21 protein-coding genes are annotated in these 20,907 nt (G+C 72.1%); 15 read left to right on the top strand and 6 right to left on the bottom strand.

Annotation, left to right across the window (positions count from 1 at the left end):
* Positions 1 to 40 precede the first annotated feature (40 nt).
* Positions 41 to 2,125 (bottom strand): phenylacetic acid degradation bifunctional protein PaaZ, encoded by a 2,085-nt coding sequence (gene paaZ / locus ACFO6V_RS05110; protein ID WP_377132903.1) that lies wholly within the window; start codon positions 2,123 to 2,125, stop codon positions 41 to 43.
* A gap of 132 nt (positions 2,126 to 2,257) precedes the next feature.
* On the opposite strand from paaZ, the gene paaA reads away from it, so the two are divergent.
* From paaA to ACFO6V_RS05070, 8 genes are all read left to right on the top strand, one after another.
* The gene (gene paaA, locus ACFO6V_RS05105; protein WP_377132901.1) at positions 2,258 to 3,268 is read left to right on the top strand and encodes a 1,2-phenylacetyl-CoA epoxidase subunit PaaA; all 1,011 of its coding nucleotides are present in this window, start codon (positions 2,258 to 2,260) and stop codon (positions 3,266 to 3,268) included.
* Positions 3,265 to 3,561: a 1,2-phenylacetyl-CoA epoxidase subunit PaaB gene (paaB, locus tag ACFO6V_RS05100; RefSeq protein ID WP_377132899.1), complete on the top strand. Its 297-nt coding sequence runs from the start codon at positions 3,265 to 3,267 to the stop codon at positions 3,559 to 3,561. Before paaA ends, paaB begins: the two co-directional genes overlap by 4 nt.
* 56 nt (positions 3,562 to 3,617) lie before the next feature.
* Positions 3,618 to 4,592: a 1,2-phenylacetyl-CoA epoxidase subunit PaaC gene (gene paaC / locus ACFO6V_RS05095; RefSeq protein WP_377132897.1), complete on the top strand. Its 975-nt coding sequence runs from the start codon at positions 3,618 to 3,620 to the stop codon at positions 4,590 to 4,592.
* Positions 4,589 to 5,158, top strand: coding sequence for a 1,2-phenylacetyl-CoA epoxidase subunit PaaD (paaD, locus tag ACFO6V_RS05090; protein WP_377132895.1), 570 nt, complete (start codon positions 4,589 to 4,591; stop codon positions 5,156 to 5,158). The genes paaC and paaD overlap by 4 nt, the downstream gene beginning before the upstream one ends.
* A 1-nt stretch (position 5,159) precedes the next feature.
* Positions 5,160 to 6,215 (top strand): 1,2-phenylacetyl-CoA epoxidase subunit PaaE, encoded by a 1,056-nt coding sequence (paaE, locus tag ACFO6V_RS05085; protein WP_377132893.1) that lies wholly within the window; start codon positions 5,160 to 5,162, stop codon positions 6,213 to 6,215.
* 67 nt (positions 6,216 to 6,282) lie between these two features.
* Positions 6,283 to 7,038: an enoyl-CoA hydratase/isomerase family protein gene (locus tag ACFO6V_RS05080; RefSeq protein ID WP_377132891.1), complete on the top strand. Its 756-nt coding sequence runs from the start codon at positions 6,283 to 6,285 to the stop codon at positions 7,036 to 7,038.
* Positions 7,035 to 7,925, top strand: coding sequence for a 3-hydroxyacyl-CoA dehydrogenase family protein (locus ACFO6V_RS05075; protein ID WP_377132889.1), 891 nt, complete (start codon positions 7,035 to 7,037; stop codon positions 7,923 to 7,925). Before ACFO6V_RS05080 ends, ACFO6V_RS05075 begins: the two co-directional genes overlap by 4 nt.
* A gap of 94 nt (positions 7,926 to 8,019) precedes the next feature.
* Positions 8,020 to 8,811, top strand: a complete 792-nt coding sequence (locus tag ACFO6V_RS05070) for an enoyl-CoA hydratase/isomerase family protein (RefSeq protein WP_377132887.1) — start codon at positions 8,020 to 8,022, stop codon at positions 8,809 to 8,811.
* A 162-nt stretch (positions 8,812 to 8,973) separates the two neighbouring features.
* Here the strand turns inward: ACFO6V_RS05070 and ACFO6V_RS05065 are convergent, their stop codons facing one another.
* Genes ACFO6V_RS05065 through ACFO6V_RS05055 form a run of 3 tightly spaced genes read right to left on the bottom strand, consistent with a single transcriptional unit; the run spans position 8,974 to position 11,587 of the window.
* Positions 8,974 to 9,840 carry a metal ABC transporter permease gene (locus ACFO6V_RS05065; protein ID WP_377132885.1) on the bottom strand — a complete coding sequence of 289 codons (867 nt, stop codon included), beginning with the start codon at positions 9,838 to 9,840 and terminating at the stop codon, positions 8,974 to 8,976.
* On the bottom strand, positions 9,837 to 10,655 hold the full coding sequence (locus ACFO6V_RS05060; RefSeq protein ID WP_377132883.1) for a metal ABC transporter ATP-binding protein: 819 nt from the start codon (positions 10,653 to 10,655) through the stop codon (positions 9,837 to 9,839). The genes ACFO6V_RS05065 and ACFO6V_RS05060 overlap by 4 nt, the downstream gene beginning before the upstream one ends.
* Positions 10,652 to 11,587 carry a metal ABC transporter substrate-binding protein gene (locus tag ACFO6V_RS05055; RefSeq protein WP_377132881.1) on the bottom strand — a complete coding sequence of 312 codons (936 nt, stop codon included), beginning with the start codon at positions 11,585 to 11,587 and terminating at the stop codon, positions 10,652 to 10,654. Before ACFO6V_RS05055 ends, ACFO6V_RS05060 begins: the two co-directional genes overlap by 4 nt.
* Before the next feature lie 207 nt (positions 11,588 to 11,794).
* On the opposite strand from ACFO6V_RS05055, the gene ACFO6V_RS05050 reads away from it, so the two are divergent.
* Genes ACFO6V_RS05050 through ACFO6V_RS05040 form a run of 3 tightly spaced genes read left to right on the top strand, consistent with a single transcriptional unit; the run spans position 11,795 to position 14,669 of the window.
* On the top strand, positions 11,795 to 12,862 hold the full coding sequence (locus ACFO6V_RS05050) for an ABC transporter substrate-binding protein (protein WP_377132879.1): 1,068 nt from the start codon (positions 11,795 to 11,797) through the stop codon (positions 12,860 to 12,862).
* 26 nt (positions 12,863 to 12,888) lie between these two features.
* Positions 12,889 to 13,881 carry a FecCD family ABC transporter permease gene (locus ACFO6V_RS05045; RefSeq protein WP_377132976.1) on the top strand — a complete coding sequence of 331 codons (993 nt, stop codon included), beginning with the start codon at positions 12,889 to 12,891 and terminating at the stop codon, positions 13,879 to 13,881.
* On the top strand, positions 13,878 to 14,669 hold the full coding sequence (locus tag ACFO6V_RS05040; RefSeq protein WP_377132876.1) for an ABC transporter ATP-binding protein: 792 nt from the start codon (positions 13,878 to 13,880) through the stop codon (positions 14,667 to 14,669). Before ACFO6V_RS05045 ends, ACFO6V_RS05040 begins: the two co-directional genes overlap by 4 nt.
* A 27-nt stretch (positions 14,670 to 14,696) precedes the next feature.
* Here ACFO6V_RS05040 and ACFO6V_RS05035 read toward each other — a convergent pair whose 3' ends face one another.
* Entirely contained in the window at positions 14,697 to 15,749 is a 1,053-nt protein-coding gene (locus tag ACFO6V_RS05035) for a LacI family DNA-binding transcriptional regulator (protein ID WP_377132874.1), read from the bottom strand.
* Between the two features lie 115 nt (positions 15,750 to 15,864).
* Between ACFO6V_RS05035 and ACFO6V_RS05030 the strand changes: the two genes are divergently transcribed.
* From ACFO6V_RS05030 to ACFO6V_RS05020, 3 genes are all read left to right on the top strand, one after another.
* On the top strand, positions 15,865 to 16,938 hold the full coding sequence (locus tag ACFO6V_RS05030; RefSeq protein WP_377132974.1) for a substrate-binding domain-containing protein: 1,074 nt from the start codon (positions 15,865 to 15,867) through the stop codon (positions 16,936 to 16,938).
* A gap of 2 nt (positions 16,939 to 16,940) precedes the next feature.
* Entirely contained in the window at positions 16,941 to 17,999 is a 1,059-nt protein-coding gene (locus ACFO6V_RS05025) for an ABC transporter permease (protein WP_377132872.1), read from the top strand.
* Between the two features lie 128 nt (positions 18,000 to 18,127).
* The gene (locus ACFO6V_RS05020; protein WP_357508577.1) at positions 18,128 to 18,835 is read left to right on the top strand and encodes an ATP-binding cassette domain-containing protein; all 708 of its coding nucleotides are present in this window, start codon (positions 18,128 to 18,130) and stop codon (positions 18,833 to 18,835) included.
* 114 nt (positions 18,836 to 18,949) lie between these two features.
* Here ACFO6V_RS05020 and ACFO6V_RS05015 read toward each other — a convergent pair whose 3' ends face one another.
* A complete protein-coding gene (locus tag ACFO6V_RS05015; RefSeq protein ID WP_377132870.1) occupies positions 18,950 to 19,822 on the bottom strand; it encodes an SDR family NAD(P)-dependent oxidoreductase in 873 nt (290 codons plus the stop codon).
* Between the two features lie 198 nt (positions 19,823 to 20,020).
* Here ACFO6V_RS05015 and ACFO6V_RS05010 point away from each other — a divergent pair, with 198 nt between their 5' ends.
* Positions 20,021 to 20,887 carry a helix-turn-helix transcriptional regulator gene (locus tag ACFO6V_RS05010; protein WP_377132868.1) on the top strand — a complete coding sequence of 289 codons (867 nt, stop codon included), beginning with the start codon at positions 20,021 to 20,023 and terminating at the stop codon, positions 20,885 to 20,887.
* The last annotated feature ends 20 nt before the right edge of the window (positions 20,888 to 20,907 follow it).

The raw sequence follows: 20,907 nt of genomic DNA, 5'->3' as shown, positions 1-20,907 counted from the left end.
CGACGAAGGCGTGCAGTGTGTGGGGGTCGCTTCCCGGCGGTCAGTGCTCGGCCCGGTGGGCGGTCTTCGCGACCAGCGTCAGCACGTCGTACGTCGCCACCAGCTCGTCGTCCTGGTTGGTGACCGTCGCGTCCCAGCGCACCTCGCCGTAGTCGGCGGAGGATCGCGGCGTGATCTGCTTGACGGTCAGGCTCACCCGGATGGTGTCGTCCACCTTGACGGGGGTGAGGAAGCGCAGGCCGTCGACGCCGAAGTTGGCCAGCACCGGGCCCGGCGCAGGGTCCACGAACAGGCCCGCAGCGAGGGACACCACGAGGTAGCCGTGCGCGACGATGCCGCCGAAGAACGGGTTCGCCGCGGCGGCCTCGGGGTCGGTGTGCGCGTAGAACGTGTCGCCGGTGAACTCGGCGAAGTGGTTGATGTCGTCGAGCGTGACCGTCCGCGTCGCCGTCTCTATGGTGTCGCCGATGCGCAGCTCCGCCAGCGACTTGCGGAACGGGTGCACGCCGTCGAGGACGCGTCGCGAACCCGTGGTCCACCGGCCCGTGACCGCGGTGAGCATGTCGGGGGAGCCCTGGATGGCCGTGCGCTGCATGTGGTGCAGGACGGCGCGGACGCCGCCCAGCTCCTCGCCGCCGCCGGCGCGGCCCGGGCCGCCGTGCACGAGCATCGGCAGCGGGCTGCCGTGGCCCGTCGACTCGGCGGCGTCGTCGCGGTCGAGGATCAGCAGCCGGCCGTGCCAGGGCGCGAGCCCGCGGGCCACCTCGCGGGCGACCTGCGGGTCGTGGGTGGCGAGCGACGCCACCAGACTGCCGCGGCCCCGGGCCGCCAGGTCCACCGCCTCCTCGACGGTTCCGAAGGTGAGCACCGTGGCGACCGGTCCGAACGGCTCCACGTCGTGCGGCTCGGCCGCGCCGGGGCGGGCCCGGAGCAGGACGGGGGAGAGGAAGGCCCCGCGCTCGGCGTCGGCGCCCACGACCTCGACGTGCGCCGGGTCGCCGTACACGATGTCGGCGGACGTGCGCAGCGCCTCGATGGCCTTGCGCACCTCGTCGCGCTGGCCGAGGCTCGCGAGCGCGCCCATGCGGACGCTCTCGTCGGCGGGGTCGCCGACTGTGATCCTGGCCAGGCGGGCGCTGATCGCCTCGACGACGGCGTCGGCAACCGGCTCCGGGACGATGACGCGGCGGATGGCCGTGCACTTCTGGCCGGCCTTGACGGTCATCTCGGTGACGACGCCCTTGACGAACAGGTCGAACTCCGGGTCCTCCACCGTCACGTCGGGGCCGAGGATCGAGCAGTTCAGCGAGTCGGCCTCGACGCCGAGGCGGACGCCGCGGTGCAGCACGGCCGGGTGCTCGCGCAGGATCGCGGCGGTGTGCGCCGAGCCGGTGAACGCGACGGCGTCCTGCTCGCCGAGCTCGTCCAGCAGCGTGCCCGCACTGCCGCAGACCAGCTGCAGGCTGCCCTCGGGCAGGATGCCGGAGGCGACGATCTGCCGGACCACCGCCTCGGTGACGTACGCCGTCTGGCTGCCGGGCTTGACGATGCTGGGCAGGCCCGCGAGGAACGCGGGCGCGAGCTTCTCGAGCATGCCCCAGACGGGGAAGTTGAAGGCGTTGATCTGCACGGCGACGCCGGGGCGCGAGGTGTACAGGTGCTGGCCCACGAAGGTGCCGCCCTTGCCGAGCGGTTCGAGCGCGCCGTCGAGCACCACTGTGTCGTTCGGGAGCTCACGCTTGCCCTTGCTCGCGAAGCTGAACATCGTGCCGATGCCGCCGTCGATGTCGACCATGGAGTCGCGCCGGGTGGCGCCCGTGCGGAGCGAGAGCGCGTAGAAGTCGTCCTTGAACCGGCCCAGGTGCAGGGCGAGCTCCTTGAGCAGCGTCGCCCGCTCGTGGAACGTCAACCGCCGGACGGCGGGGCCGCCGACGTCGCGGGCGTGGGCGACCAGCGCCGCGAAGTCGAGGCCGTGGCTCGAGACACGGGTGACCTCCTGCCCGGTCACGGCGTCCAGCACCGGTTCGCCGTCGTCCGTCCCGCGGAACCAGCGGCCCGCGACGTAGCTCTCCAGGTGTGTGCTCACGGTCTGTGTGCTCACCGGCTCTGTGCTCACTGTGCGCATCCCCTCGGATCAAGCGATCGGCGTTGATCGGTGTCGGTAGGCCCCGGGCCGTTGTGCAACCCGCTGCGGCTGTGTCAATCTAGTACAGAACGATCGGTCAGTAAATAGTCGCAGCCATGCCCTGGAGGTGCCATGCCGGTAGTTGTCGAGCCCGAGTCACAGGCCGGGCCAGAGGCAGAGCTCGAGGCGCGCTTTCAGGCCGTGATCGACCGCAAGGACCGCATCGAGCCCCGCGACTGGATGCCCGACGCCTACCGCAGGACGCTCGTGCGGCAGGTCGCCCAGCACGCCCACTCCGAGATCATCGGCATGCAGCCGGAGGGCGGCTGGATCGGCCGCGCGCCGTCGCTGCGGCGCAAGGCGATCCTGCTGGCCAAGGTGCAGGACGAGGCGGGGCACGGCCTCTACCTCTACTCGGCCGCGGAGACGCTCGGCGTCTCGCGCCAGGAACTCACCGAGGCGCTGATCAGCGGCAGGCAGAAGTACTCCTCGATCTTCAACTACCCCACGCTCTCGTACGCGGACATGGGCACCATCGGCTGGCTGGTCGACGGCGCCGCCATCTGCAACCAGGTGCCCCTGTGCCGGACTTCGTTCGGTCCCTACGGGCGGGCCATGATCCGCATCTGCAAGGAGGAGTCCTTCCACCAGCGGCAGGGCTACGAGCTGCTCACGACGATGATGCGCGGCACGGACGAGCAGCGCGCCATGGTCCAGGAGTCGGTGGACCGGTTCTGGTGGCCTTCGCTGATGATGTTCGGCCCGCCGGACGACGAGTCGCCCAACACCGCGCAGTCCATGGCGTGGGGCGTCAAGACGCACACCAACGACGAGCTGCGCCAGCGTTTCGTCGACATGAGCGTGCCGCAGGCGAAAGCGCTCGGGGTGACCCTCCCCGACCCGGACCTGGTCTGGAACGAGGAGCGCGGCGCGCACGACTTCGGGCAGCCGGACTGGGCCGAGTTCTGGGAGGTCGTCAAGGGGAACGGCCCGTGCAACGCCCAGCGCGTGGCGCATCGCAAGAAGGCCTGGGACGACGGCGCCTGGGTCCGCGAGGCGGCCCTCGCCTTCGCGGCGCACGACGGCGGCACGGGCGGCGCTGCGGAAGACGCGGACGACACGACCGGGAAGGCGACGACATGAGCAACCAGGTCAGCGGCGAGTGGCCGCTCTACGAGGTGTTCATCCGCGGCAAGCGCGGCCTCAACCACGTGCACGTCGGGTCGCTGCACGCGCCGGACGACCAGCTGGCCCTGCGCCACGCCCGCGACGTCTACACGCGCCGCAACGAGGGCGTGAGCATCTGGGTGGTCCGCTCGTCGGCGATCACGGCGTCCAGCCCGGACGAGAAGGATCCGCTCTTCGCGCCCAGCGGGGACAAGGTCTACCGGCACCCGACGTTCTACGAGATCCCCGCCGACGTCCCGCACATGTAGGTCCTGTACACGCCCATGCCGCACGAGCAGGTCCGCACCCGTAGGGAGAGCACGACATGCCTGACGTCCGGACGCACGAGCCCGACGACCACGACAACGCCTACTCGGGGCTGCTCGTCAACGACGCCCACTGGGCGTTCGGGACCGACTTCGAGGACCCGCTCGCCGGTGTGGACACCACCGTGCCCGACGGCGTGGACCCGGCGACGCTGGCGACCTACTGCCTGATGCTCGGCGACGACGCCCTGGTGCTGTCCCAGCGGCTGGGGGAATGGTGCAGCAACGCGCCGGACCTCGAGGAGGACATCGCGCTCTCCAACATCGCGCTCGACCTGCTCGGCCAGGCGCGGCTGCTGCTCGCCCGGGCGGCGGCCGCTGATCCGTCGCAGGTACCCGCCCTGCCCGACGGCTCGCCCGTCCCGGACGAGGACCGGCTGGCGTTCTTCCGCGACGCCCGGCAGTTCCGCAACGTGCGGCTCGCGGAGGTCCCCAACGGCGACTTCGCGCAGACCGTCGTTCGGATCCTGCTGTTCTCCTCGTGGCGCCTGGCGCTCCTCGACCGGCTGTCTGACCCGCTGACCCGGAGCCGCGACGCCGTGCTCGCCGCCGTGGCCGCCAAGGGCGTCAAGGAGCTGACCTACCACCGCGACTTCGCCGGGCGCTGGTTCCTGACCCTGGCCCGCGGCACCGAGGAGTCACGACGCCGGCTGCTCGCCGGTCTCGACGAGCTCTGGCCGTACTGGGCGGAGCTCTTCGAGACGCACGACATCGAGCGGGCCGCCGCGCTGGCCGGCGTCGGCGTCGACCCGGCGGGTGTCGCGGCCGACGTCGAGGCGGTGCTCGACCAGGTGCTCATGGCTAGCGGTGTCGACCGGCCGGTGCTGCCGCCGGTCGTCGGGGGGCACGATGACCCGGGGCACCACGAACACGCGGCGCACCAGGGCCGCGACGGCGTCCACACCGAGGCGCTCGCTGAGCTGCTCGCCGAGATGCAGGTGGTTGCCCGCGCGCACCCCAGGGGGCAGTGGTGACCGCCGCGCTCCGCCCAGTTCTCGACGACGGTCCAGTGCTCGACCACGACCACGGCCACGACCACGACCGCGCCCTCGAACGGGCACTGGACGCCGCGTCCGCCGTCGTCGATCCAGAACTGCCGATGCTCACGCTGGCCGACCTCGGGGTCCTGCGCGACGTCACCGTCGGCGAGGACGGCGCCGTCGTCGCCGCGATCACGCCCACCTACTCCGGCTGCCCCGCCATGGCCGCGATGCGCGACGACCTCGTGCGCGAGCTCCACGCCGCGGGCTTCGCCGACGCGCGCGTGCGGGTGGTCCTCGAACCCGCCTGGACCACCGACTGGATCACGCCCACGGGACGGGCGGCGCTCGCGGCCGCCGGGATCTCGCCGCCCGGGCCCGCCCCGCGCAGGTCCGGCCCGGTGCCGCTGCGGCTCACGCCCACGCGCCGCGCCGTCCGCTGCCCGCGGTGCGGGTCCGACGACGTCGTGGTCGGCTCGGAGTTCGGCTCCACGGCCTGCAAGGCGCTGTACCGCTGCCAGGCCTGCCTCGAGCCGTTCGAGCACGTGAAGGAGATCTGACGTGACCGCCACGTTCCACACGCTCACCGTGACCGACGTCGAGCAGCTCACCGACGACGCGGCCGCCGTCACCTTCGAGCTGCCCGACGAGCTGCGGGACGTGTTCGACTTCGCCGCCGGCCAGTCGCTGACGCTGCGGCGCACCGTCGCCGGCGTCGAGCAGCGCCGCAGCTACTCCATCTGCGCGCCCGCGGGCAGCGCGCCGCGGATCGGCGTCCGCGAGGTTCCCGACGGCCTGTTCTCGACCTGGCTGGTGCGGGAGGTGCGTCCCGGCGACCGGGTGGAGGTGCTGCCGCCGAGCGGCAGCTTCCGGGCCGACGCCGCGCAGGGCGGGCGGCACCTGTGCATAGCGGCGGGTTCGGGCATCACGCCGATGCTCTCGATCATGGCCACCGTGCTTCGCAACCCCGACGCGCGGGTGACGCTGCTCTACGGCAACCGCACCACCAGCTCCGTGATGTTCGCGGAGGAGCTCGCGGACCTCAAGGACGCCCACCACGACCGGCTCGACCTGGTCCACGTGCTGTCCAGGGAGCCGCGCGACGTCGAGCTGTTCTCGGGCCGGCTCGACGGCGACCGGCTGCGCGACCTGCTGACCCTCGTCGTGCCCGTCGGCGACATGGACCACGTCTGGCTCTGCGGGCCGTTCGGCATGCTCACCGAGGCCCGCGCGGTGCTGGCGGAGCTCGGCGTCCCCGCCGAGCGGGTGCACTTCGAGCTCTTCTGGGTCGACGAGCCCCCGCCCGAGCTGCGGCATCCGGACCGGGTGGTGGACGGCGCGACGAGCGAGGTGACCGTGATCCTCGACGGTCGGTCGACGACGAGTGCGATGTCGCAGGACAAGCGGCTCCTCGACGCCGCGCAGGAGGTCCGCGCCGACCTGCCCTTCGCGTGCAAGGGCGGGGTCTGCGGCACCTGCCGGGCGAAGGTCTGCGCGGGCGAGGTCGACATGGTGCGCAACTACGCGCTCGAACCGGAGGAGGTCGCCGCCGGGTTCGTGCTGACCTGCCAGACGTACCCGGTCAGCGACGAGGTCACCGTGGACTTCGACGCATGAGCAGGCTTCGACGCATGAGCGGGCTTCGGTGCGTGAACAGGCTTCGGTGCATGACGGGCTTCGACGCATGACCGCGCCGCTGCTGGTCGAGGAGCACGACGACCGGGTGGTCCTGCGGCTGAACCGGCCGGAGGTCCGCAACGCGATCGACCGGGCGATGGTCGAGGCCCTGCACGCCGCGTGCGCCGCGCTGGAGGCCGCGCCGCGGGTGGCGCTCCTGATCGGTGCGGGCGGCACCTTCGCGGCGGGCGCGGACATCGCCCAGCTGCGCGAGCGACGCCGCGACGACGCGCTCGCCGGGATCAACTCCGGCGTCTTCGAACGGGTGCGGAAGCTGCCGATGCCGGTGATCGCGCTGGTCGACGGGTACGCGCTCGGGGGCGGCGCGGAGCTCGCGTACGCCTGCGACTTCCGGATCGGCACGCCCGCGACGAAGATCGGCAACCCCGAGCCGGGCCTCGGGATCCTCGCGGCGGCCGGCGCGGCCTGGCGGCTCAAGGAGCTCGTGGGCGAACCCCTGGCCAAGGAGGTGCTGCTGGCCGGCCGGGTGCTCGACGCCCAGGAGGCGCTGGCGGTGCGCCTGCTCAACGAGGTGGTCGACGCCGGCGACCTCGAACCCGCCGGGCACCGGCTCGCCGACCGCATCGCCGCCCAGGCGCCGCTCGCCGTGCGGCTCACCAAGTCCGTCCTGGACGCGCCGCGCGACGCGCACCCGCTGGTCGACGACATAGCGCAGGCGGTGCTGTTCGAGACCCAGGAGAAGACGGACCGGATGACCGCGTTTCTCGAACGCCGCCCGGGAAGCCGTAAGGAGCAGCGATGACCGCGGAGACCTCGAGCACCCTGGGCACGCCCGGCACGTCCAGCACCGCCGACGTCGTCCCGCGGACCGTCGGCGTGTACGGCGGCGGCCGGATGGGGGCCGGGATCGCGCACGCGTTCGCTCTCGCAGGGGCGGCCGTCACCGTGATCGAGACCGACGCGTCGTCGGCCCGGGCGGCACGCGAGCGGATCGAGGCGAGCCTCGCCAAGGCGGCGGCCAAGGGCGCCAGCAGGGGTGCACGGCCCACCGGCACGTTCGAGGTGGTGACCGACGCCGCGGCCCTGGCCGGGTGCGCGCTCGTCGTCGAGGCCGTGCCCGAGCTGGTCGACCTCAAGCACGACGTGCTGCGGCGGGTCGCCGCCGTCGTCCCGGACGCGATGATCGGCAGCAACACGAGCTCCCTGTCGATCGACGTCCTCGCGGAGGCGCTGCCCGACCCGTCCCGGCTGGTCGGCCTGCACTTCTTCAACCCGGTCCCGGTGAGCGACCTGGTCGAGGTGGTGGTCGGACGGCGGACCGCACCCGCCCTGGTCGAGTCGGCCCGCGGCTGGGTCGCCGGCCTGGGCAAGACGGCGATCACGGTCAGGGACTCGCCGGGCTTCGCCAGCAGCCGGCTCGGTGTCGCGATCGCGCTGGAGGCGATGCGCATGCTGGAGGAGGGCGTGGCCGACGCCGCCGACATCGACACGGCGATGACGCTGGGCTACCGGCATCCGGTGGGCCCGCTGCGCACCACCGATATCGTCGGGCTCGACGTGCGGCTGAACATCGCCGAGCACCTCGAACGCGAGCTGGGGCCGCGGTTCGCGCCACCACGGGTGCTCCGGGACAAGGTCGCGGCCGGTGAGCTGGGACGCAAGACCGGCAAGGGTTTCTACACATGGTGACGCAACTGACGTGTCAGACCTACAGGTCACCGGGGTGACCCCTGCGTCTGACACGTTCGCACATGCTCGGACCGCAGACTCTGGAGGAGCCGTTATGACCGAGACCCCCGTCGTCGTCGACCGCAGGGACGCGGTAGCGACGATCACGCTCGACGACCCCGAGCACCGCAACGCGCTGACCGCCGCGGCCAAGGTGATGCTGCGCGACGCCGTCGCGGACATCGCGGCCGACGAGCAGGTGCGGGCGGTGGTGCTCACGGGGTCGGCCAGGGCGTTCTGTCTCGGGCAGGACCTCGGCGAGCACGCGAAGGCCCTGGAGGGCGGCGCGGAGTCGGCGTTCGCGACGGTCCGCGAGCACTACACGCCGATCGTCCGGAACCTGCTGACCATGCCCAAACCGGTGATCGCCGCGGTGGGCGGCACGTGTGTCGGCGCGGGGCTCGGCCTCGCGCTGGCCTGCGACCACCGGGTCTTCGCGGACGGCGTGAAGCTGGCCACCGCCTTCGCCGGGATCGGGCTGACCTTCGACACCGGCCTGTCGGTGACGCTGCCGCGCGCGGTGGGGGACGCCCGGGCGAAGGAGCTGATGCTGTTCGGGCGCACGTTCACCGCCGAGGAGGCGATCGCCTGGGGCATCTCGGGCGAGACGGCCATCGCCGAGGACGTGCTGCCCAGGGCCGTCGACCTCGCCAGGCAGCTCGCCGCCGGGCCGACCGCCGCGTTCGCGCAGAGCAAGCGCCTGATCGGGCACGCGCCGGGCCTCAGCCTCGACGAGGCGCTCGAGGCCGAGGCGCTCGGCCAGATCGCGTGCGGCGCGACGAGCGATCACGTGGACGCCGTCGCCTCGTTCCTGAACCGCGAGACGCCGGTCTTCACCGGCCGGTGAGCGGGGTCGCTGGGCGTGCCGCGTGACTTCGGTCCGTTGCCCTGAGATCGGTCAATCAACCGACCGATCTCAGGGCAACGGACCGAAGTCACGAACCAAACCGTGCAAGCGACCGAAGTCGCGAGCCGCGCGGCGGCAGCGCGGGATGTCCGCGGCGCGGGCTCAGCTGGCGACGGCGATCCGCCGTCGGGCCGTCGGCAGCTTGCTGATCAGGCCGTGGCGCGGGCTGAACAGGTAGACGAGCAGGAACGCGGCGCCCTGCACGAGGACGACGAGCCCGCCCGAGGCGGCGTCGAGCCAGTAGCTGAGGTAGATACCCACTACCGAGCAGGCCGCCGACAGCACGGGGGCGATCACGAGCATGCGCCCGAACCGGTCGGTGAGCAGGTGCGCGGTGGCGCCGGGGATGATCAGCATCGCGACGACCAGGATCACGCCGACCACCTGGAGGGCGACGACGGCGGTCAGCGCGAGCAGCCCGAGCAGCAGGGCCCCGAGGAACCGGGGCGAGAGCCCTATCGCGTGGGCGTGCATGGGGTCGAACGCGTACAGCGTCAGGTCGCGGCGCTTGAGCACCAGGATCACGAAGGCGATCGTGGCCAGGACGGCGATCTGGATCAGGTCGGGGGTGGAGACGCCGAGGATGTTGCCGAAGATGATGTGGTTCAGGTCCGTGTTGCTCGGCGTGACGGAGATCAGGACGAGGCCGAGCGCGAAGAGGGTCGTGAACACGATCCCGATCGCGGCGTCCTCCTTGATCCGGCTCGTGCCCCGGATCGCGCCGATGAGGGCGACCGCGAGGAACCCGAACACGAGGGCCCCGAGCGCGAACGGCGCACCCAGCACGTAGGCGATCACCACCCCGGGCAGAACGGCGTGGGAGACGGCGTCGCCCATCAGCGACCAGCCGACCAGCACGAGCCAGCACGAGAGCAGCGCGCAGACGACGGCGGCGATGACCGTCGTCACGAGGGCGCGGACCATGAAGTCGAACTGCAGCGGCTCCAGCAGGAGGTCGAGGAGGCTCATGCGGATCCCTCCCTGTCGAAGTCTCTGTCGCGGTCTCTGTCGGAGCCCCTGTCCAGGTCCCGGTCGAGCACGTCCAGCCCGAACGCGTGGGCGAGGTTGTCGGGCCGCAGCGCCTCCGCGACCCCGCCGTGGAACAGGACCCGGTGCAGCAGGAGCACCGCCTCGTCCGCGAGCCGGGGGAGGGCGTGCAGGTCGTGGGTCGAGACCAGGACGGTCCGGCCGTCGTCGGCGAGCTCTCTGAGCAGCCGCACGATCGTGGCCTCCGAGCGTTTGTCGACGCCGGCGAAGGGTTCGTCCAGCAGGAGGATCCGGGCGTCCTGCGCGATACCGCGGGCGACGAACGCACGTTTGCGCTGCCCGCCCGAGAGCTGCCCGATCTGCCGGTCGGCGTAGCCGGTGAGCTCCACCCGCTCAAGAGCCTCGGCGACGGCGGCATGGTCGACGTGCCGGGCCCGCCGGGTCAGGCCCTGGCGGCCGTAGCGGCCCATCATGACCACGTCCCGGACGGAGACGGGGAAGGCCCAGTCGACGTCCTCGCTCTGCGGCACGTACCCGACCAGGCCCTGCTTGCGGGCCGCGACGGGGGCGGTGCCGTCGATCAGGACGGTTCCGGTGTCGGGGCGGACCGTCCCCATGATCGCCTTGAACAGCGTCGACTTGCCCGACCCGTTCATCCCGACGAGCCCGGTCACGCGGCCGGAAGCGACGCTGAGGGACACGCCGTCGAGGGCCACGACCTCGCCGTAGCGGACGACGACGTCGGACACCTCGATGGCGGGGGGCTGGTTCGCTGGAAGCTGGTTCGCGGGGGTCATGACTCGCTCCCGGTGAGTGCGTCGACGATCGTCGTGGCGTCGTACCGGATCAGGTCGAGGTAGGTCGGCACCGGCCCGTCGGCCGCGGAGAGCGAGTCGACGTAGAGGGTGCCCCCGAACGCCGCGCCGGTCGCCTCGACCACCTGCTGCATGGGCTTGTCGGAGACCGTCGACTCGCAGAACACGGCCGGGACGTCGTTGGCCTGGACGAACTCGATGGCCGAGGTGATCTGCTGCGGGGTGGCCTGCTGCTCGGCGTTCACGGGCCAGATGTACTGCTCGGTCAGCCCGGCGTCGCGGGCGAGGTAGGAGAACGCGCCCTCGCAGGTCACCAGCGCCCGCTGGTTCTCGGGCAGCGCCGACAGCCCGGTGACGAGCTCGTCCTGCACCTTTTGCAGCTCCGCCTGGTACGCCGCGCCGTTGGTCTCGAAGTCGGCGGCGTGCGCCGGGTCGAGCTCGGCGAACGCGTCGACCATGTTGTCGACGTAGAGCTGGACGTTCACCGGGCTCATCCACGCGTGCGGGTTCGGCTTGCCCGCGTAGGCGTCCTCCGTGATGTCCAGCGGCTCCACGCCGTCGGACACGACGACGTGCGGCACGTCCACCGACTCGACGAACTGCCCGAACCACGACTCGAGGTTGAGACCGTTGTCGAGAATCAGGTCGGCCTCGGACGCCTTGGCGATATCGCGCGGCGTCGGCTCGTACCCGTGGATCTCCGCGCCGACCTTGGTGATCGACTCGACACGGAGGTGGTCGCCCGCCACGTTCTGCGCGACGTCCGCGAGCACGGTGAACGTGGTCAGCACCACCGGCCGGTCGTCAGACCCCGAACCCTGCGCCGAGGCCGCGCACCCGGACATGCCCCCCGCGACCAGGACCAGGGGGAGTGCGAGGCGGACGGCGGCGACGGCGCGGCGAGTGCGGGGCATGGCATGACCCTAAAAGTTCGGACACCCGAACACAAGCACGCGCAGACCCAAACTTCCGGCGGATATCGCCCTCCGCACCCTCTCCTGCCTGCCCCGTGTGAACGGGCCGGGCGAAAAGTTAGGTTAACCTCACCTCACAACGCTCGAACGCTCCGTGACCGCGGGGCACCGCAGCACGACCTCAGGAGACCCGTGGTTATCACTGGAATGCGCGCACGCACGGCGGCGCTCGCCGCCGTCGTCCTCGTCGGCCTCACCGGATGCGGCGCGTCCGAGGTCGTGGAGCCCGCCCAGGCGGCGCCGGCCGGCGAGGGCCGCACCGAGTACCCGCTCACGCTGGAGAACTGCGGCCAGGACGTCACCGTCGAGGCGGCCCCCGCGCGGGTGGTGTCCCTCGACCAGAACTCCACCGAGATCCTGCTGTCGCTCGGCCTCGAGGACCGGATCGTCGGCACGGCGTCCTGGACGGACCCCGTGCTGGACTCGCTCGCCGAGGCGAACGAGGGCGTGCCGCGGCTCGCCGACAACGCGCCGACGTACGAGGTGCTCCTGGGTGCGGACCCCGACTTCGTCACGGCGTCGTTCGGGCGGCACTACAACACCGAGGGTGGCGTGGTCTCCCGCGACCGGCTCGGGGAGACCGGCATCGGCTCGTACCTCTCGCCGACGGACTGCGACAACGGCAAGAGCGTCAACGGCGGCACCCCGCGCACGACGCCGCTCACCGTCGACGCGCTGTACCTGGAGATCCGGGAGCTGGCGCGGATCTTCGACGTCGCCGACCGTGGCGAGAAGCTGGTCGCGGACCTGAAGGAGCGCGCGGCGGCCGCCACGGAGGGCGTGGACCTCGAGGGCCGGACCGTCATGTTCTGGTTCGCCGACACCAAGACCCCGTACGTGGCGGGCGGCCTGGGCGCGGCGTCCCTGCTGGCGACGGACACCGGCATGGTGAACGTCCTCAAGGACGCCACCGACGACTGGCCCGCCGTGGGCTGGGAGAGCGTGGTCGAGGCGGACCCCGACATCCTCGTGCTGGGCGACCTGCAGCGCGACCGGTTCCCTGGCGACCGGCTCGACGACAAGGTCGAGTTCCTCACGCAGGACGAGCTGACCAGCACCCTGGACGCCGTCCAGGAGGAGCGGTTCATCCCGCTGCACGGTGCGGAGATGAACCCGTCCATCCGGTTCGTCGACGGCCTGGAGAAGATCCAGGCGTGGTGGCTCGCGAACAAGGACTCGCTGAACACCGGCCAGCCGAACAAGGACCAGCCCTGAGCGCGAAGCCGCTCGCCGTCGCAGGCCTGACGCTCGGCGGGATCGTCCTGCTCGCCGTGTCGGTAGGGGTCGCCGTCACGCTCGGACCTGCCGACGTGTCGCTCGTGAACGTGCGGGACATCCTGCTGAACCACCTGGGGCTCGCCGAGATCCCGGTGCGGGTCTCGGAGGACGCCATCGTGTGGCAGGAGCGGCTGCCCCGCGCGCTCGTCGCTGCCGCGTGCGGGTCGGGGCTGGGGCTGTGCGGGGCGATCCTGCAGTCGCTGCTGCGGAACCCGCTGGCGGACCCGTTCGTGCTCGGCGTCTCGTCCGGTGCCTCCACGGGGGCTGTTCTGTTCGGGATGCTCGGCCTCGGTGGCGGGGCGCTCGGCCTCTCCGGCGGCGCGTTCCTCGGCGCCCTGGCGGCCTTCGGCCTCGTGCTGCTGCTGGCGCGGTTCGCGAGCGGCGGCACCTCGGGGGTGATCCTCGCGGGCGTGGCGAGCACGCAGCTCTTCTCGGCGCTGACCTCGCTGGTCATGTTCGCGTTCGCCGACTCCGACGAGGCCCGCGGCGTGATGTTCTGGCTCCTGGGCTCCCTGGAGGGGATGCGGTGGGACGACGTCGTCCTGAGCACCGTGGTGGTCGCCATCGGCGCCGTCGTCTGTGTTGCCTCGGCCCGCACGCTGGACGCGTTCGCCTTCGGTGAGGACGTCGCGGCGTCCCTCGGGATCGCGGTGGCCCGGACCCGCGTCCTGCTGCTCGTCCTGACGGCCCTGCTCACCGCGACGCTGGTGAGCATCGCGGGCGCCGTCGGTTTCGTGGGGCTCGTGCTGCCGCACGCGGCGCGGCTGCTGTTCGGGCAGCGGCATGCGCGGGTGATCCCGGCGACCATCGTCCTCGGCGCGGTGTTCATGGTCTGGGTCGACGCCGTCTCCCGGGTCGCCTTCGCGCCCACGCCCCTGCCGGTCGGTGTCGGGACCGCGCTCGTGGGCGTCCCGGTGTTCGTGCTCCTGCTGCTGCGTAGAAGGGGACGCGCATGACGCTCCAGACCCGAGACGTCTCCTGGCGGCGCGGCGGGACACTCGTGCTCGACGGCGTCACGCTGCGACCCGAGCCGGGTTCGACCATCGGCCTGCTCGGTCCCAACGGTTCCGGCAAGTCCTCGCTCCTGCGGCTGCTGCAGGGCATCGCGAGGCCCGACTCCGGGACGATCACGCTCGACGGCACCGACCTCGCCCGGCTGCGCCGCCGCGAGGTCGCCAGGACCGTCGCGAGCGTCACCCAGCACGCCGACACGGACGTCGACATCGTGGTGCGCGACGTCGTCCGGCTCGGCCGGACGCCGCACCGGTCGGCTCTCAGCGGCGAGCTCGCGCGGGACGAACGGATAGTCGCGGAGGCGCTGGAGCACGTCGGGCTCACCGCGAAGGCGGGTCATCCCTGGCACACCCTGTCCGGCGGCGAACGCCAGCGGGCGCACATCGCCAGGGCGCTCGCCCAGGAGCCGCGCGAGCTGCTGCTCGACGAGCCGACGAACCACCTCGACATCCGCCACCAGCTCGAGCTGCTCGAGCTCGTGGCGGCGCTGCCGCTGACCGCGATCGTCGCCCTGCACGACCTCAACCTCGCCGCGATGTTCTGCGACACGGTGGTCGTGCTCCAGCGGGGGCGGGTGGTCACCGCGGGTCCGCCGGCAGACGTCCTGACCGCCGAGCTCATCGCCGAGGTCTACGGCGTCCGGGCCCGCGTGAGCCACGACGACGGCTCGGGCCGGCCGACGGTCACCTTCCAGCCGGGCCCGCTCGACCGGTCAAGCCTGCACGGCTGACCCGACGGGCACTCGATCGGGCGCTGATCAGGCAGGCCCAGGGATCTCGCCCGAGCCCCGCACGATGAGGCGGGTCGGCACCACGACCTGCCGCGCGGCGCTGGTGTCGCCCTCCAGGTGCGCGAAGAGCCGCTCCGCCGCGAGGCGGCCGATGCGGTCCGGGTCCTGCGCGATGGTCGTCACGGCGGGCTTCATGAGGTCGCCCGTCTCGACGTCGTCGAACCCGACCAGGGCGATGTCGTTCTCCCGGCCGAGCTGCTGCAGGGCCCGGATGGTGCCGATCGTGATCAGGTTCTGGCTCGAGAAGATCGCGGTCGGCGGGTCGGGGAGGGCGAGGAGCGTGCGCACGACGGCGGTGGCGCTCGCGTCGTCGTGCAGGCCGAGCACCATCAGGGCCGGGTCGGCGTCGATCCCCGCCGTGGCGAGCTCGGTCAGGTAGCCCTCCCGGCGCAGGCGCGCCGTCTCGATGCGTTCGAGGTCGCCGAGGAACGCGATCCTCCGGTGCCCGTACGAGACGAGATGGCGGACGGCGTCGCGGGCGCCGTCGACGTTCCCCGTCACCACGCAGTCGGTCTCTATGCCGTGCGGCGTCCGGTCGACGCACACCAGCGGCGTCCCGCGGTCGACGTGCACCCGCAGGTACGACTGGTCGTCCCGGACCGGCGTGACGATGAACCCGTCCACCCGACGCCGGGCGAGCGCGGTGACCGCCCGCAGCTCCGCGGCGGGGTCGTCCTCCAGGCTCGCCGCGAGCACCGCGTACCCGTACTCGGTGGCCACACGCTCGATCGCCCGGTGCACCTGCGCGGCGAACGGGTTGGCGACGCTGGAGACGAGGAGGCCGAGGGTGCGGGAGCGGCCGTCGGACCGGCGCAGGTTGCCTGCCTGCAGGTCCGGTTCGTAGTGCAGGTCCGCCGCGGCGCGGTTGACACGTTCGGCGGTCGCGGGAGAGACGTTGGGCTCGCCGTTGATGACCCGCGAGACCGTCTTGATGCCGACGCCGGCGACACGCGCCACGTCGCGCATCGTCGGCCGCCGCTGGCGCACCGACGGCGAGGAATCGTCTGACACCGATGTCATATCTGGGCCGCTCCTTTGCGTTGTTGCCTTGACCCTACCGGGAGTTTCGGTTAGACATGGACCTGACAACGTTGTCGGGCAACCGGCCCCACGAAGGAGTTCGACGGTGAACACACTGACCAATGACCGACCCGCGCTGCGGCGCGGTATCGCGCTGACCGGCGCGATCGCACTCGGGGCGCTCGGCCTCACCGCGTGCGGCGACAGTGACAGCGGTGACAACGGTGTCGGCGTCTCGCTGATCGTCAAGACCACGACCAACCCGTTCTTCGTCGCGATGCAGGACGGCGCGGAGGCGGCCGCCGTCGACCAGGGCGTCAACCTGACCATGGCCGCCGGTAAGGCGGACGGCGACGAGGAGACCCAGATCCAGGCGATCGAGAACGCGATCGCCCGGGGCGACGCGGGCATCCTCATCACGCCGAACGGCCCGTCCGTCGTGGACGCGCTGAAGAAGGCGCGCGACGCGGGCCTGTACGTCATCGCGCTGGACACGCCGCCGGACCCCGCCGACGCCGTCGACATCACGTTCGCGACCGACAACCGCCAGGCGGGCGTGCTGATCGGGGAGTGGGCGGCCACCCAGCTGGACGGCGAGAAGGCCACCATCGCGCTGCTCGACCTCTTCGACGACAAGGTCGTCTCGGTCGACTACGACCGCGACCAGGGCTTCCTCGAGGGCATGGGCATCGACGTCGCCGATCCCGCTGTCAACGGCGACGAGGCCCCGACCGGCACGTACAGCGGCGGGGACTACGAGATCGTGGGCAACGAGGCGAGCCAGGGCGCCGAGGACGGCGGGCGCACCGCGATGGAGAACCTGCTCACCAAGAACCCGGACGTCAACGTCGTCTACACGATCAACGAGCCGGCCGCGTACGGCGCGTACCAGGCCCTGGAGGCCGCGGGCCGGGAGAAGGACGTCGTCCTGGTCTCCGTCGACGGCGGCTGCGCGGGCGTCGACAACGTGAAGGAAGGCGTCATCGGCGCCACGAGCCAGCAGTACCCGGTGAAGATGGCCGAGCTGGGCGTCGAGGCGATCGCCGAGCTGGCCGAGTCGGGCAAGGCGCCCGAGACCACCGAGGGGCTCGACTTCTTCGACACCGGCGTCGCGCTCGTGACGGACACGCCCGCCGACGGCGTCGAGTCGATCGACTCGGCCGCCGCCACCGACCTCTGCTGGGGCTGAAGATGAGCACCTCCACCCTGCCCACGGCGGCCAACGGACCGGCTCGAGAACCGGCGCACGACGCGGCCGCCGAGTTCCTCGACCGCCGGACCTCGCTCGAACGCGCGCGCGGCGTGCTGCACCGCTACCCGGCGCTGAGCCCGGCGATCGTGCTCGTCGTGTCCGTGATCGTCTTCGGCCTCCTCAACGACCGGTTCTGGGCGCCCGCGAACCTCTCCCTGATCACGCAGCAGGTCGCGGTGGTGGGCACCCTCGCCGTCGCCCAGACGCTCGTGATCCTCACCGCGGGCATCGACCTGTCGGTCGGCGCGACGATGGTCCTGGCCTCGATGGTCATGGCCCAGATCACGACGTCGGCCGGGGCATCGCCGGTGGTGGCGCTGCTGCTCGGGCTGGTCGCCGGCCTCGCCGCGGGTGGCCTCAACGGGCTGCTCGTGACCCGCTTCAAGCTGCCACCGTTCATCGCCACGCTCGGGACGCTCAACATCTACCTCGCGGTCACGCTCCTGTACTCGCACGGGGCCACCGTGCGCGGCGGTGACATGCCCGCGGCCCTGACCTGGACGGGCACCACGTTCCCGGTGTTCGGCGTGCGGGTCTCCACGGGCGTGATCCTCATGCTCGCCGCCTACCTCGTGGTGGCGTTCGTGCTGGGGCGTACGGCCTGGGGTACGCACGTCTACGCCGTCGGAGACGACCGCGACGCCGCCCGGCTGTCGGGCATCAGCGTCAACCGCGTGCTGGTGAGCGTGTACCTCGCGGCCGGGGCGATCCTCGCGCTCGCCGCCTGGATCCAGATCGGGCGGGCCAACGCCGCGAGCCCCAACGTCGGCATCGACATGAACCTCGACTCGATCACCGCCGTCGTCATCGGCGGGACGAGCCTGTTCGGCGGACGGGGCACGGTCTGGGGCACCCTGCTCGGCGCGCTGATCGTCGGGGTGTTCCGGAACGGGCTGTCGCTCGCCGGCCTCGACGTGCTCTACCAGACCCTCGCCGTGGGCGTCCTCGTGATCGTCGCGGTCTCCCTCGACCAGTGGATCCGGAAGGTGCGCAAGTGACTACCACCGACACGGGCACGCCCCCCGGCACCGCCCCCGACGCGACAAGCGCAACGGCAGGCGGGCCGGCCGCCGACGAGCGGCAGCCCGTCCTCCAGGCCCGCGGGCTCGTCAAGACCTTCGGCCATGTGGTCGGGCTCGACGGCGTGGACATCGAGCTCTACCGCGGCGAGGTGCTCGCGATCATCGGCGACAACGGCGCCGGCAAGTCGACGCTCGTCAAGTGCCTGACCGGCGCCGAGGTCCCCGACCGGGGCGAGGTCCTCCTCGACGGCGAGCCGGTGCACTTCAAGCGGCCGCAGGACGCGCGGGCGGCCGGGATCGAGACCGTCTACCAGACGCTCGCCGTCGCCCCGTCGCTCGACGTCGCGGCGAACCTCTTCCTCGGCCGCGAGGTGCGGCGCAAGGGCCCGCTCGGCTCGGTGCTGCGCATGACTGACCGCGCGGGGATGCGGGACCGGGCTCGTCGCGAGCTGCGCGATCTCGGCATCTCGACGCTGCAGGACGTGACGGTCCCCGTCGAGAACCTGTCCGGCGGGCAGCGTCAGGCGGTCGCCGTCGCGCGGGCCGCGGCCTTCGGCTCGAAGGTCGTGGTCCTCGACGAGCCGACGGCGGCCCTCGGCGTCCGCGAGTCGGGCCAGGTGCTGGAGCTGGTGCGCACCCTGCGCGACAAGGGCGTGCCGGTGATCATCATCAGCCACAACATGCCGCAGGTCTTCGAGGTCGCGGACCGGATCCACATCCAGCGGCTCGGCAGGCGTGCGGCGACGATCACGCCGCAGTCGCACACCATGACCGAGGCGGTAGCGATCATGACGGGCGCCGCGGAGGGCTGACGACGCCGTCCCCGGCAGTCAGAGCGCTGGTCGGCCTACGGACCTGACTCGGCGTACCTGGTACGCCGAGTCAGGTCCGTAGGCACCATCTACGAGAACCCGCTGTCGTAGAGCTCAGACCGCGGCGGTGTCCGTGGTGCGGATATCCGTGGTGGTCGCGAGCGCACGGCCGGCCGCGAACTCGTCGGCCAGGGCCTGGAGGCGGGCGTCCGCCAGGGACACGGAGTCCGAGCCGAGCAGCTGGTGCAGGGGTGCGTCGCCGGTGGTCGCGACGGTGATGATCGCCGCTGCGGCCTTCGCGGGGTCGCCGAGCTGCGTCCCGGGCATGTCCAGGTGCTGCTCGACCATCTCGCGGACGGCGGGGTAGGCGTCGCTGGTCGACGAGGGCAGGCCGAGCGAGACCGGGCGCAGGAAGTCGGTGCGCATGTAGCCCGGCTCGACGGTGTTCACGCGGATGCCGTGGTCCGCGACCTCGGAGGCCAGGGACTCCGAGATCGCCTCCAGGGCGAACTTGCCGGCGCCGTACAGGCCCCAGCCGGGGAACGGGACCAGCCCGACGATCGACGACACGTTGATGACGTGGCCGCTGCGGTTCGCCCGGAGGCCCGGCAGCACGGCGCGCAGCACGTTCCAGACGCCGAAGACCTGGACGTCGAACATCGTGCGGGCGTCGGCGTCGGAGACCTCCTCGACGGCGGCGAGGTAGCCGTAGCCGGCGTTGTTCACGACGACGTCCAGGGTGCCGAAGCGCTCCGTGGTCCGTGCCACCGCCCGCGAGACCTGTGCCTCGTCGGCGAGGTCGACCGCGAGGGGGAGCAGGCGGGACGTGTCGGTGCCCTCGAGGGCGCCGGTCAGGCGCTCGGTGGAGCGGGTGGTCGCCGCGACGTTGTCGCCGCGCCCGAGCAGCTGCCGGACGAGCTCGAGCCCGAGGCCGCGCGAGGCGCCGGTGACGAACCAGGTGGCGGGACGGTCGGTGGGGTAGGTCATGGGGGTCTCCTCGGGAGTGCTGAGTGGGAGTGCTGAGTGGCTGTCCGGCTCGGTGTGCCGGCACATCAAGACTCCGTCCGGGAGGCCCGCTCCAGGCGGTCATAGCTGGCCCCCCTCGTCCTGGACCCGCCATGACTAGGACTCAGCGGTCCACCCAGGACGGGTGCGCCGGGGCGGACCGGTGCCCAGAATGAAGGCATGTCGGAGAAGAACACGGAGCTCGCGGACTTCCTGCGCCGGGCCCGGGGCCAGGTCGACGCGTCCAGGGCCGGTCTGCCCGCGGACGGCCGGGTGCGCCGGGTGCCGGGTCTGCGCCGCGAGGAGGTCGCGTTCCTGGCCGGCGTCTCGACCGACTACTACGCGCGGCTGGAACAGGGCCGGCGCATCGTCCCGTCGCCGTCGGTGGTCGACGCCGTCGGCCGGGCGCTGGGCCTGGACGAGGCGGGACGCGCCCACCTCGCGGACCTGATCGGCCTCGGCACCGCGACGCCGTCGCCGCGCACGCGTCCCGTCCAGCGGGTCCGCCCTGGCCTGTACCAGCTGCTCGACGCCCTGGCCGACGTGCCGGTGCTGGTGTTGGGACGCCGTGCGGACGTGCTCGCGCAGAACCGGCTGGGCAAGGCGCTCTTCACCGACTTCGAGCGGTTCCCGGCCCCGCAGCGCAACTACGCGCGCTGGATGTTCCTCGACGACGGCGCGCGGTCGCTGTTCGTCGACTGGGAGGAGCAGGCCCGCGTCGCCGCGGAGAACCTGCGGCTGGAGGCCGGGAACGACCCGGCGGACCGGGCGACGGCCGAGCTCGTTGCGGAGCTGCGGGAGTCCAGCGCCGAGTTCGACAGGTGGTGGGACGAGCACCGGGTCAACCAGCGCACGCACGGGTCCAAGCGGCTGCGGCATCCGCTGGTCGGAGACCTCACGGTCGAGTACGAGACCCTGATGCTCCCGGGCGACCCCCACACGACGCTCTACGTCTACTCGACCGAGGCGAGCTCCCCGTCCCAGCGGGCGCTGAGCCTGCTCGCGAGCTGGTCGCTGACGGGCGAGGGTGCCTCGCCCTCCGTCTGAGGGCCGGGCTGGGTGCCGGG

This window comes from Promicromonospora alba, from assembly GCF_042654905.1.
Classification (GTDB): Bacteria; Actinomycetota; Actinomycetes; order Actinomycetales; family Cellulomonadaceae; genus Promicromonospora; species Promicromonospora alba.
This window is presented reverse-complemented; position numbering and strand designations above follow the sequence as displayed.